This is a genomic window from Vibrio sinus (assembly GCF_023634645.1).
GTDB lineage: Bacteria > Pseudomonadota > Gammaproteobacteria > Enterobacterales > Vibrionaceae > Vibrio > Vibrio sinus.
In genome coordinates this window covers 112,221-125,887 of sequence record NZ_JAMKMR010000003.1, presented here as the reverse complement: position 1 = coordinate 125,887, position 13,667 = coordinate 112,221, and the positions used below count along the sequence as shown (strand labels likewise).

Sequence of the window (13,667 nt, the reverse complement as noted above, 5' to 3'; positions counted from 1 at the left end):
CGGTGAGCTTCTGTTGGTAGCGGCCACTGGAAATTGCCAGCGACGAAAGATTATTCGCAAAGAATAAACTTCTCGCCTTTAAACGTTTTAATTGGGTTGCCTCTTTGTAGATTTTTATGTTGTTGCCAACACAATTTATCTTGCTGAGAGGCTTGTTGGGATTGGTTATCTTCCAGCTTTTGCATCAATAAAGCGTACGCCAATCGTTTATTCGCATGTTGGCTACGTTGGCTCGCTACTTTGACACTCAAGCCAGTTCCTTGATGAGTCGCACGAACTGCAGAATCAGTGGTATTAACGTGCTGCCCGCCTGCACCAGAGGCTTTGCAAGCTTGAAACGTTACTTCACCATTAATATTTGATTCCGGAATGTCATAAACAGACCCACTAAAGAACCAGTTTTTTCTTTTGTGTTTTGAACGAAAACGACTTTGACACACCCAAAGCATGGGCCCATGCCAAGACTGCACAAGCGTTCGGCCAAGTGTGTTTTCATTTTTTATGTGAACGGTTAATGACTTAAAGCAACCTTTATGCTCGGCTAGTATCGAATCAACAACCTCGAATTCTACACCTTTAGATCTGCATTCCTTTTCAAACACTCTAAGCGCTAGGCCTACGGCTTGACAGCACTCCAATGGCCCTTGACCAGAAGACAACTGTAGTAAAATCATACTGAGCAGCCTCCATTTGTTTTAAAAGTAAGCACCGGACGTAGCCTAGCAACGACATCTACAAGACCAGCCTCTTGCAAATCATCAATGATAGTCAGACACTTTTTGTACGCTTGGGGTGCCTCGTCATAGAGTAATTCTTTATTCCCACAAATAACTCGGCTTCCTAGCTCTGTACGATAAAGATCATCACGTTTGTATTTATGGCTTAATCGTCCTTGGCATTCACCCCGTTTCCACTTTCTACCTGCCCCGTGCGCGAGTGAGTAAAGTGCATCTGAGCAATTGAGTCTCGGCTTAACCAAATAGCTGTGGTCACCCCTAGAGCCGGGGATGACAACGTAACCTTTATCACTTGGTGTCGCCCCTTTTCGATGTAACCAACCTTTGCGTCCATCAATCCATGTCTCGGTAACCAAGTTATGGTTGATATCAATCTGACAGGTCCCGTCTGCTCGAGTCGCCTTTAAAAAACGCCGCGCTATCAGCTCTCGATTTAACTCAGCACAACGCACGGCTTCGTCGTGCTTTAACAGGTATTCATCAAGCGCCACGCTTCCAGACTCAAGTCCATCATGGTTAAACTTAGTCACATGATCGGTTAAGACAGATTGCCCTAACCCTCGTGACCCAGAATGAACCAAAAGTTGCAGCTTTTTCTTGTCCAAATGCATCTCTGTTAGTGCAGACTCATCATAAATTTCATCGATAGATTGAAACTCTGCAAAATGGTTTCCTCCACCAATCGTACCGAGAGCATGATCAAAACAAGTAGAAGCAATCTGCTTGTCCGCCTTTCGCGTGTTGATAAGTTCTTGCCAACTGTCATCTAGTGGCAATTCTATATCTTTTAGTTGCCTTTCAACCTTATCCAGGTTCAGCTTGGACAAGCTCATTGAGGTTTGCCACAACGACATACCACAGCCGATATCGTTACCCACTAATGCTGGGTAGACTTTATCTTTGGCAAAGAAGGCTGCGCCTATCGGGTAGCCTCGACCTGGATGCAAATCTGGCATACCAGCTACCTGCATCATGCCGGACAATTGAGACGTTTTAATAAGTTGTTGTATAGCTAGTCCTTCAATCCACGTATTATCAGACGCGATGAGACTAACGTTATTAGTAATGTTTTGGACGGATCTGCCCATAATACCAATTCCTTAAAATAGGATTTAAACGATAAACGTATTGGCAGGCCGATTGACCGAAGGCAAATTAGAACAGTTAAGTCGCTCCAGTTTTTAGCGGGCAAGACCTGCAAAGGGTAGCATTGTATTTTTCATGTTTTTACCTCCTTCGCAGTGTGTTGAGTTAGTTAAGCGGGCGCATAGTAAAGGATTGATTCGTGGATTGCAACGAAAAAAAGGGCACATACCCAGCCACTTTGAGCATGCCCCCTCGTTCTACAAAACACCACTAAGTGTCTCATAGATAAGCTGTAAGTTTAACAAGGTTAATATTGAGACTAATAGCCAGCCTAGCGCCGTGGTAGATTTAGCATTGACGAACTCGCCCATAATTTCTTTTTTTGATGTAATGGCAATCAGAGGGATCATAGAAATAGGCAAAGCCAAACTAAGAAAGACTTGAGAGTAGATAAGCAAACTTTCCACAACATCACCACGATCGCCCCAAATGATGATAGATGCAACGACTGGCAGCACTGCAATGGATCGCGTGATTAAACGGCGCAGCCACATAGGCAGTTTTATATTTAAAAAACCTTCCATCACGATTTGACCACTCAAAGTCCCCGTAATCGTTGCATTTTGACCAGAGGCAAGCAGGGCAACGGCAAACAATGTTGCCAGTGTGCCACTTGCAATTGGACCGACAATATCCGGCTGTTGCAATGCATCATATAACTGCACAAATCGACCAAATTGATCTGGGTCTTTACCAAAAAATAGTGATGCCCCTAAAAGCAATAGCAAGCAGTTGATAATGAAAGAAAAGCCCAATTGTAAATTAGAATCGATAGTGGCATATTTGACCGCTCTCTGAAGATCTTTGTTACTGTTTCTATTGTATTTTCTGGTTTGAACAATCGAGGAATGTAAATAGAGGTTGTGAGGCATGACCGTTGCACCAACAATGCCCAGTGCTATCAACAAAGCAGAATCGTACCCGGTCACATTAGCGGTAAAGATGCTTTTTTGTGGGATAAATCCACTCATTGCCTGTGCTAAGTCTGGCTGTGCTAGCGCAACTTCATAAGCAAATATCGCAAATATCGTCATGATTAAGACAAAGACAAAAGATTCAATTTTCCGAAAGCCAAACTTGGTCAATAAAAGCAGCAAAAATACATCGGCAATCGTAATTAAAACGCCTAATAACAAAGGAATATCGAACAGTAAGTTTAGTGCGACGGCACTACCGATTATTTCTGCAATTTCGGTTGCCATAATGGCAAGCTCAGTGGTGAACCATAATACTCTAGCGACAGGCTTGCTAACGCGGCTCTTTGTCGCTTGCGCCAGGTCCATGCCGGTTACAATGCCAAGTTTCACGCACATCGCTTGTAACAGCATAGCAATTAAACTCGAAATCAAGATCACTGACAGCAATAGGTAACCATATAGCGCCCCACCTTGTATGGAGGTGATCCAGTTACCTGGGTCCATGTATCCCACAGCGACAAGGGTACCGGGCCCAGAAAAAGCCATGAAATTTGCTAAGAAACTCGACTTTTTCTTCGGAATGGAAACCGTATTGTTGATATCAGGCAAACTCAAGCTAGTATCGTGCATCTCATCTTCCAAGAAAAACGTAAATGATAACTATTATCACTTGTATCACGAAAGGTAAGATGTTTCAATTTATGTGCGATTGCTTGACCCTATTTATTCAATCGTCAGGTCCTATTGAGCGCCACTTGTCGAGCTGTCACGAACGGTTGTACCCAGCTACGGCTTAATGATTCGAGCTCTAAACTGCTTTCCTTTTAGCTTTCCATTTTGCAGCTGCTTCAATGCTTTATTCGAAGCTTTCTTGGCAACAGCAACGTAAGAGCTCATGGCGTACAGGTTAATTTTGCCGATAAGTTTGCCGTCAATGCCACCCTCTTTGGTTAATGAACCCAAGATATCACCTGCCCTTACTTTATGTTTTTTACCGCCATTTATCTGGATAGTTGTCATTGGAGCTTGCATCGGTTTTTGATCACCAGAGAGTTGAGGTAAATCTGAACCATTGATCTCGATATCCATATACTCTTCAATCAGCGCCACCTTGTAGCCATCTTTATCTGAATAAAAACTATACGCCGCGCCTTTGTTCCCGGCGCGCCCAGTGCGGCCGATACGATGGACGTGAACTTCTGGATCTCGTGACAATTCAAAATTGAATACCGCATCAAGGTTGTCTACGTCCAGCCCCCTAGCCGCTACATCCGTCGCCACCAGAATTGAAGCGCTCTTATTGGCAAACATCACCAACGCTTGATCTCGTTCTCTCTGTTCCATGTCACCATGAAGTTCAATTGCACTAAATCCACGATGATATAATTCATCGCACACATTTTTCACTTCATTCTTAGTGTTGCAAAATACCACCGACGATTCAGGCTGCTTGGACAACAGTATCGTTTCCAAAGCATTGTCTCGCTCCTCAGCCGAGCCGACTTTATAAAACGACTGGGCAATATTTTTAACCGTAGGCGTTGATTCAACCTTGACCAGTTTAGGCTGAACCATCACCCGCTGCGCAATGGCTTCTATCTGTTTTGGGAAAGTTGCACTAAATAGTAATGTCTGTCTATTAGTGGGAGCTTGCTCTAGGATGCGGTCTAGTGCTTCTTGAAAGCCCATTTCGAGCATCCGGTCCGCTTCGTCCAACACGAGTGTATTGAGCTCTGACAAGTTGATTCGACCTTTAGATAAATGGTCGAGAATACGGCCTGGCGTACCCACAATAATATGAGCCCCATGCTCCAAGGAACCGATTTGCGGCCCCATTGGCATGCCACCACACAAAGTCAGTACTTTAATATTATGTATCCCTCTGGCTAACGTTCTTACCTCTTTAGCAACTTGGTCTGCGAGCTCACGTGTAGGGCATAAAACCAGCGACTGAACTCTAAAACGTTTAACATTCAAATTCGATAAAACGCCAAGACTAAACGCTGCCGTCTTTCCCGAGCCAGTTTTACCCTGCCCTATGACATCTTTTCCCTCTAATATTAAAGGCAAACTATGCTGCTGAATCGCCGTCATCGTCGAGTAGCCTAAGCTATCTAAGGTTGCGAGCAGTTCTTTTTTTAAGTTTAAAGTTGAAAATGGTATGGTCACTTATTTGAGCCTTTACGTTAGAGAGAACATTTGAGAAATTGGGTGCATTATCCTTAATTATGGATAAGTTGCCACTAAATACTTGTTTGTGGTTCGCTCACACCCATCGCTAGCACTATCTGCAATTTAGAGAATCACATAGGTCGGCAGCAATAAGCGTACACAGAATTTATCCAGTGATGTGATTGTAGATAAAGAAAAGCGGGCCATAAGTAGGCCCGCCGAAAATTTACAAGCTGATTTCAGTTAACGTCGCTATGCCAACGCTGGCTCATCGCTTGGAGAGTCCGCATCGCCCGTAGAGCGCCAAATGCCGAACGCAGCGAGTAGCGCCATAGCTAACATTATCGCGCCCACTGGCATTTGGTTATCTGCTGGCAATAACGAGGCGATTAATGCCACAAGTCCTGCACCGAGGTTTTGCATACCACCTAGCATGGCGCCTGCTGTTCCCGCATGTCTTGGGAAAGGCGAGATTGCCCCTGTCGTTGCTGCTGGGTACAAAATGCCACCGCCAAAGAAATAAAGCACCGCGCCAGATACCAACGTTGGAGCATTGGTCTCACCCATAATGCCAGGGATCAAGATAACTAGCGCCCCAGCGATAATCGCGCCAAGACCCACATATAGTGCCGCATTATTACCAAAGCGCTGAGCGATTTTGCTGCATATGCTGGCACCAATTAGATATCCAGGAATTGGCACAACAAAAAGCAAACTCACAGCCGTTGCAGAATAGTGCAATACACCACCGAACAGCACACCAGATGCTGCTTCAAATACCGCAACACCTGAAAACGTTGCCACCAAGCAAATTAGGTAACCTTGGAAGCGTTTTTCCGATAACACGGTTTTATAACTGGTGTACACAGATTCTGGTTTTCTGCGCTCCACTGGCAGCGTTTCTATCATATTGGTCATCATGGCAAGCACCACACCAATACTGAAAATTGTTAAAAACAAGTAACTTGAGCGCCAACCAAAAGTATCAGATAAATAGCCACCTAATAAAGGTGCAATTAAGGGTGAAAAGATCACACACATGCTGATTAGGCTGTTCACACGGTGTAGATCCGGCCCTGAAAAGCAATCCCTTGGTAACGTACGGCACATGACACCACCGCAGCCAATACCCAAGCCTTGGATAAAACTACCAATCAGGAACCAGCTGTACTCACGTGAAAATAGAGACAGCAGCGTTCCTAAGATGTAGATAACTAGCCCAGCGACAATGATCGGCTTTCTGCCAATACGATCCGACACTGGTCCATAAATTAATTGAGAAAAGCCATAAGGAATAAGAAAGAACGCCATCACAGCTTGCAATGCTGATGGTTCTACTAGCAGTTCTTTGGCCATAGACGCAATTGAAGGCACATACATTGTCTGCGTCATCTGTCCAACAGAGGTGAGAATAGCGATAAGAAATGTTAGCTTCGCTAGAGAGAGGCTTTTTGTCACATTTTATCTCCACATTTTAAGGAATTATCGACCTTTTCATATACTTAAACTAATGCATACTAAAATATGCCATTACGCTTGAAACGCGACGATATTAGACATTGTTGAGGTTTAGTTCAATACATAACCACTGTTAAATTGCTGATAAATTTCTATCATATGGATAAAAAAAACTAATGGGTAGGGTAAATGCTGGCTTAACACTAGGTATTAGTGGCTTGTGCAAGTTTGTTCACTTCAGCTTCGACAAGCCCTATAAATGAAGAAAGGAGCCAGTTAGAGAACAGTGGCTCCTTTAGTCATTAATAGGTTGAATTAGTTAACTTTAGGCTCGCTAGCCATAGTAAAAACTAGGGTTGCATTATCTGTCCCGTTAAACAGTTCGCTCTGATTGATACCGTAGTGATTACTGGCCAAATCCGTGAGCGTTTTACCGTTTAAAGAAATACTTGTGACATAAATATTATTGTCACTGTTATTTGGGGCGGAGATGGTCAAGCTCTTCGCTTTTTGACTACCATAGGCTGGTATGGTGATTTCCATTTTACTAAACAACGGACTACCAAACTCTAGTCGATCTGAGCCCGGCAATGGATGAAAACCCATGGCACTATTGATGTACCAAGCGGACATGGAGCCGTTATCTTCATCGCCGCTCAACCCATCTTGACGATTAGCAAACAATGCCGAAACATTTTTGTCAGGGTCGGTGCCAGCAGGCACATCACCGAAACATTGGTAATTCTTGTATGTCAGTGCCCGATTCGGGTCCATCATGTCTCGCACAATACACTGTGTTTTCCATGGCGCGTCAGTGTAATTATACTCATACACATACCCCCATGAAGGTTGATCATTAAAACCAAATTGCCCCAACCCGATATAGGTCATTTCTTCCGCTTCGTGAATATACCCATAGGCACTGGCATCGTATTGAGACGTGCTGGTAAACATTTTGTCGAGTTGCTGCTCAAGCGCCAATTTAGGAGTGCTGGACATATCGTTAGCGTTTGCAAACATCTGCGCCAGTGCAGGTACATCATATTGCATGTAGAACATAAACTGCCACGCACTTCCTTCGTTATAGCCATTACGCCAGACATACAAGCCAGATAAATCGTTTTGATAAGACCTTAACGTATACCAATCACCAGATGCCTCTTTGGTATGGAAGAAACCTTTCAACGTCCCCTTTTCACCATCCGGTTTTGTCACGCCCATCTCAGTATCTGGATCAAACAAATTGTTGGTGATGGTTCGCGATTGTTCTCTCATCGTCTGAGCGGTGGATAGATAGTTTAACTTCGCTTTTTCTGTGCTCGCTGTCTGCGACAGTGCTTCAGCCATATTGGCAATACAATTATTGTCGTACGCATAATCTAGACTGTTCCCAGTCGCTTCGGAGCCACTGGAGTTACCTGGAATATACCCATACTGTGCGAGTTCATCAAAATCTGTCCGGCCACATTCTCGGCCGTTATTGCACGTTGCTGAATCCGGCTTCACGGTCGCATTTTTTAAAATCGCTTCAAAGGCCGTATCGACGTCGTAATTACGTACACCGCGCAAGTACGCATCAGCAATCACACAGTCACTATGCGTGCCCGTCATCGAATCTCGATACCCGGGGCTGGACCATTGAGATAGCCATCCGCCTTCTTTATAGACATTGAGCATACCTTGGATTAACTTCGACTCAACGTCTGGATAGACCAAACTATAAAATGGATACTTGGTTCTGTATACATCCCATGTACCTTCATCGGTAAACATATAGCCGTTGTAAACTTTGGGTTTACCGTCCAAGTCATCGGAATACGCAACATAGGGGCTGCGATGGAAAATATAGCTATACTTGGTACTCCCATCCGCTTGCAGCTGCCCTTGTGTATTACATTGGCCATCTGAGCTGTACTGAGAACACTCAAACCACGCATGAGGATTGATTAGGGTTCGATATAATCCGGTGTAAAACACCGCACGTTCTTCATTAAAAGTCGATTGCGAGACGTTATCAGATTGTATTTTGATTCTTGATAGGTATTTATTCCATAACGCTTTATTTCGGCTTACCGCCTTTTCAAATGTCAGCGGTCGCCATGCTTGTTTATTGACTAGCGCTTGAGTGCCGAGTTCATTTTCAGCATTGAATCTGGCTTGCTCTGAGCTGGTATAGGAGTTACCAACCACTGCTGACACATCTTTCGCTGCAAAATTAAACACAATATATAAATGAGATGCACTGGCGCTACTGATATCGCCTACTTCACTTGGTGTGACTTTGCTGTATCCGTCCCACACTTCGATACTGGATGGCTGAATGCGTTTTAGCCCATCATCAGTAAAAAATTGCATGTTATAAAAGGCTTTAAAACTAGAAGGTAAACCACCTGTCCCGTTGCTTGTATAACCAGAGAATTGATCCTCTTTTGAATCCCACTGGATATAATTACCACCTCCTTGAAGATCTAACACTACCCTCGACGTCGATTCATTTGAAATAAAACGCAAGTAGCCGGTACGGCGGGTAGAAGTGAGTTGAGTTTTAATACCATTCTCAAAGGTCACCGAATATTCATACGGATGCGCCGTTTCATTTTCATGTTTAAATTTACCAACGGCTGCACTCTTAATCGCTGAATCTGTAGGTGCACTTCCGATCCCAATTTCAGTAGTTACGGGCACGGGCATCAAACTAAAATGCCCATAGTCTCCAATCCAAGGACTGGGCAAGTGAGACTGCCTGAACCCAGTAATAGGATCAATAACACTGCTATCACTGCAAGAGCGCTCTTTGTCCGAGCAATGAGAATAAGCATAGTACCAACTCCCGTCATTCATCTGAGGAGCCCATAAGGTCATTGGCATAGGCGACGCAACATAAGGGATTTTATTACCGTGAGAAAAATCACCATGCGAGTCGGTCCCAATCATGGGGTTCACAAATTGTGCTAAATTATCCGTTGAATCTGCAAAGGCAATATTTGATAAACTTAATGAGATGACAGCCGCAATCGTTGTTAACTTCGTATTCATACTTTAAATAAATCCATTTTATTTTAATAATTTTGCTATTAAAGAATAAAGACAATAGCAGTAGGGTTAGATGATTTTTGATGCTAGCTATTTATGTAAACTCTTACCGATTTAATATAATTAATACATACAAATCTAGGTATATAAACTTAGCGTCAATCGAAACCAGATCCTATTATTCACAGACTATTGGCGCAATAAAACTAGAGAAACGTGTTATTTTCTGGATTTCTGTAACCTACAAAATAAAATGCGGTATCTATCACTGTATGATAAATCATCTAGTCAGGTGGGTTAAATGCGTTCAATAATGTCATACGATTAAAACGCCCATTGTTAACAGGCGTCTGCTACAATCTTAAGACACCAAGCCCTGTAAATCAGCATGATGTCGCACCGAGAAGTAATCATCAAGATGGTGACTAGGCCCTTCGACACTGACATACTCAAATGGAGCTTTATTATCGATAAGAATAGCCACTAAATCCCGGTGATATTCATACGTTAAATCATTATCACCAACAACTAATTTTATTTGTAAAGGATATTGGCGGATCGGGTTTTTACTATATTCACTCGCCACTACTGAAGGACAGTTTAAATTGAAGTAGTCTTCCTTCTCACCAAATACAAACTGATAATTTCTAAACCAGCTCTTTTTAAAACTATCTAAACTATGTAGTGCTGCGCCATAGGTGAGCACCGAAGAAAAACGGTCAGGGTACTTAAAGGCAATCTTCATCGCTCCAAACCCTCCCATCGAGAAACCAAACAGCTTTCTGCCACCTCTGTCCGAGATGGTGCGATAATGCTCATCAATATATGGAATAAGCTCGTTCAAAAAACTGGATTCAACTGGAAGGCTGTTATCGTAAAAATCAGTAAACATGGTCCCAATACCGCCGTTTACAAAAACCAGTATGGCAGGATCCACCAATCCATTTTTCAGGTAACTATCATAGTGTTCTGCCACATCAAGGTGGGAGGACTCGTTGCAACCTTGGCCATGAAGAAAATAGACCACGGGATAGCGCTTATTTCCATTGTGTTCGTAATCTGGTGGCAGATAAAGACTAAATCCTATGTCCGTTTGCATTAGCTGACTTTCATATTGACCGTGTTTAAGGTTCTCCAAGACATGATTGTGTGGGTTAACCCAAACTTGCTTTGGGACATCGGTCATTTTACTGATCATTAATGCCTTTTCTTCATCCGAAGCTTTTTCGAACTTAGCTTTCAAGTCAGGAATTTGATCAATCATTTTTTGGATATCAGATGGAACTTCAAGCATGGCGTATCCTTCTTATAAGTTAAGGCGAGATTTGAAAGGCTCAGGAGTGGAGTAAAATGAGCCCGAATATACTTATACCCAAGCCTCCAATTACCTTAATGGGTATTAAGTATTGTAAAAACAATGAAAAATAACATTGCGTATGATGTTTTATATACTCAAAGCAGAGACCATTACCTATTGACTAAAAATCTCGGAATAACGTCCACTTTCTTTTAGTTGATTAAGGCTAGCATTAAATTTTTCCACCAGCTCAAGAGGCACAGAGTTCTTACTCATCATGACATAGTGCTTATCCACCATCAGCGTATACGGATGAACCATAATTTCATCTTGCATATTCAGCGAGCGTAATAGCGCTTCCCCTGCTTCACGAGCCATAAAAAAACCATCGATGCGTTTTAGAACTAGTTTTTTAACATTCAGGGTTTCCGTATTTGCAATTTGAACATGGCTCATAAACTCAGGATCCTCTAACATTTTCTCTAGCTCAGGTCCGTGATATGCCCCTCTCAACATACCAAGTTGAAAACGAGAGTTTCTGATATCTTGCAAGGAATTGATATCACCAAGTTTGTCAAGCTCACTACGCAATACAAATAAGGAGATTTGATTATTTACATAAGGATCGGTGTAATGCGCCCAAACGCTTCGCTCTTGCGTCCATGAAGCGCCACCCACTAAATCAATATTGCCCTTCCTTAGTTCTAACAATGATCGTTTCCAAGGAAGCTCTTTAAATTGAATTTCACAACCCATAGTTGTCACCACTTCCCTGATAAGCTCAATATGCGTTCCTGTCATGTTTTTACTATCATCTTGATACATAAAGGGAGGCCAGTGGTCCCACCCCATGGTCAGCACACAACTATTACTTGCCATAGCGCTACCACTCAATGCAATGAATGAAAAAATGATAAACCTAATCATCCTTGTCATTGGTTGCTACCCTTGTTTTTCCGGTTATCAAACATGTTCATTTATCTCTCGAAAGCAATCATGCTAATGGCGAATTAAACCGCCTCTCCTTGCTCAATAAGTATAGGATACCCACCGAATAGCCGAGACAAAAAGCGACTAGGGCACATGTCAGTTCAAACCAAATCCTCATAATTTGATCATAAATTGATCTTTTTTATTTGTAAATATACATACATGTATGTATGATTAATTTCGAACTAGGTCGAAGGAATAACCCCTTCCCCAAATTTCCCGATAAATGAGTAGGCAATGCATGGCAAAGAAAACCAAACAAGAAGCTGAGAAAACGCGAAAGAACATCATGTTAGCTGGGTTAAACGTTTTCTCAGACAAGGGGGTATCTAGAAGTTCATTAGCCGAAATTGGTGAAGCAGCTCAAGTGACTCGGGGGGCAGTATATTGGCATTTCAAAAATAAAATCGATCTGTTACAAGCCATCTATGATGACATCATGTCACCGCTAGCAAGCTTTGTAGATGAGCAGATCCAGTCTAGCGAGAAAACCCCTCTAGAGCTTCTAAATCACCTTTGCCAACAACTGCTAATTAAGATTGTTCAAGACACATACTTAAGGCAAATCTTTTTAGTGATGTACGAAAAGCTAGAGCGTAATCAAGAAGTTGAGCCTATCTGGGAACGATACGAACAAGACTGCCGAGACGATCTTGATTTACTCACCCACCTATTTGAGGGAGCTCAACAGCTTGGAGAACTAAAACATGGAATTGAACCAAAGTTGGCCGCGTTAGGTTGCCATAGTTATCTGGTTGGTCTATTAGAAAAGTATGTCGTCCAACCACCAGAGGCGCAGGTTTTGACTGAACAAGCCAGGCAACTGTTTGATATTTATTTCTCTGGCCTTTCAGCCAATAGGTAAAAGCAGGTATTTGATATGCAAAAATCTTATCTTCAAATTGTGGCAGCATCGTTGATCACATTGAGCCCTTTCGCACATGCAGTGTTGGCTGAACAGTCAGGATTCAAAGGCATCGTCGGTATTGGTGCAATGAATCAAAATCAACAGTCTCAATTTAATACCGATTCAGACAATGCGATCACGCCAAGCTTAACCTCCAAAGGAAAACGAACCAATGATGTTGAGCCCTACTTTTACGGCGCGGTGACGTATACTGGCTCTAACTTAACCAATCAGACATTTATCGGCTTTATGCCTAGTGACATGGAAATAGAAAACTACGATTTTCAACTAGGGTGGCGAGGTGAATTTTCCAACAGCACCGTCTTAACCCTTGCCTATGTCCCGAACCTAGGCCTAACACAAAAGCAAACCTGGGCCGATCCATTTGTAACCAATCAAGCAAGACAGAAAACCGATGAAAAAGAGCAAGCAATCAAGGTACAGCTTGATAACATCGACGGATTACCCTTGTCACTAAAATATCGATTTGGTACCCGTAAACTCGATACGGAAAACAGCGGAAACAGTCAAAACCTGCTCCAGTCTCAGCGTGATTCACTAAACCGAAATGCCGACTATCACCATGGTGCTGTTGAATTTGCCCTGCCTCTATTTTGGAAAAACACCTATATTATGACCGAGGTTTCAGACACACTCACTATCGCGAAAGGCGATGCGATGAGTTCTAACGAATACCGAGGCCGAATGATCGCTGGATACTCAGACAAAGACTATGATTTTGGTCTTATAGGTGTACTTGGCCATCGTAAGTACGATGCCGTTAACCCCGTGTTTAACCAAACCCAGAAAGACAACCTCTACAACACATGGTTATTCTTCTCATGGAAACATCCACTAGACGTAAAACATGTGAAGGTCAACACGCTTGTCGGTTACAAAAGAACCAACTCTAATATCGAGTTTTACAGTGCCAGCGAATCTCTGATGACACTAGATGTATCCTACTCGTTTTAGGCAATTCACCTAAGGTTAGTCGCCAGCGCCAAACG

10 protein-coding genes are annotated in these 13,667 nt (G+C 42.9%); 2 read left to right on the top strand and 8 right to left on the bottom strand.

The features are described from left to right. Window positions 1–50: 50 nt before the first annotated feature. The 8 genes from prfH to M9194_RS04475 all read right to left on the bottom strand — a co-directional run bounded on the left by prfH (window position 51) and on the right by M9194_RS04475 (window position 11,639). On the bottom strand, window positions 51–674 hold the full coding sequence (gene prfH, locus M9194_RS04510) for a peptide chain release factor H (RefSeq protein ID WP_250611368.1): 624 nt from the start codon (window positions 672–674) through the stop codon (window positions 51–53). Next, window positions 671–1,825, bottom strand: a complete 1,155-nt coding sequence (locus M9194_RS04505) for an RNA ligase RtcB family protein (RefSeq protein WP_250611366.1) — start codon at window positions 1,823–1,825, stop codon at window positions 671–673. Before M9194_RS04505 ends, prfH begins: the two co-directional genes overlap by 4 nt. Window positions 1,826–2,080: 255 nt before the next feature. After that, window positions 2,081–3,430, bottom strand: a complete 1,350-nt coding sequence (locus M9194_RS04500) for an Nramp family divalent metal transporter (RefSeq protein ID WP_250611364.1) — start codon at window positions 3,428–3,430, stop codon at window positions 2,081–2,083. Window positions 3,431–3,586: 156 nt separating this feature from the next. Further along, window positions 3,587–4,969: an ATP-dependent RNA helicase DbpA gene (dbpA, locus tag M9194_RS04495; protein WP_250611362.1), complete on the bottom strand. Its 1,383-nt coding sequence runs from the start codon at window positions 4,967–4,969 to the stop codon at window positions 3,587–3,589. A 255-nt stretch (window positions 4,970–5,224) separates the two neighbouring features. After that, window positions 5,225–6,430 (bottom strand): multidrug efflux MFS transporter EmrD, encoded by a 1,206-nt coding sequence (gene emrD, locus M9194_RS04490; RefSeq protein WP_250611360.1) that lies wholly within the window; start codon window positions 6,428–6,430, stop codon window positions 5,225–5,227. A 315-nt stretch (window positions 6,431–6,745) separates the two neighbouring features. Further along, window positions 6,746–9,466: a GH92 family glycosyl hydrolase gene (locus tag M9194_RS04485; protein WP_250611358.1), complete on the bottom strand. Its 2,721-nt coding sequence runs from the start codon at window positions 9,464–9,466 to the stop codon at window positions 6,746–6,748. A gap of 358 nt (window positions 9,467–9,824) precedes the next feature. Next, entirely contained in the window at window positions 9,825–10,757 is a 933-nt protein-coding gene (locus M9194_RS04480; RefSeq protein WP_250611356.1) for an alpha/beta hydrolase, read from the bottom strand. A gap of 177 nt (window positions 10,758–10,934) precedes the next feature. Further along, complete coding sequence (locus tag M9194_RS04475; protein WP_250611354.1) at window positions 10,935–11,639, bottom strand: substrate-binding periplasmic protein; 705 nt, start codon at window positions 11,637–11,639, stop codon at window positions 10,935–10,937. A gap of 352 nt (window positions 11,640–11,991) precedes the next feature. Between M9194_RS04475 and M9194_RS04470 the strand changes: the two genes are divergently transcribed. Together M9194_RS04470 and M9194_RS04465 are read left to right on the top strand one after the other, a co-directional pair. Beyond that, entirely contained in the window at window positions 11,992–12,615 is a 624-nt protein-coding gene (locus tag M9194_RS04470) for a TetR family transcriptional regulator (protein ID WP_250611352.1), read from the top strand. A gap of 15 nt (window positions 12,616–12,630) precedes the next feature. After that, window positions 12,631–13,632, top strand: a complete 1,002-nt coding sequence (locus M9194_RS04465; RefSeq protein ID WP_250611350.1) for a DUF2860 family protein — start codon at window positions 12,631–12,633, stop codon at window positions 13,630–13,632. Window positions 13,633–13,667 lie beyond the last annotated feature (35 nt).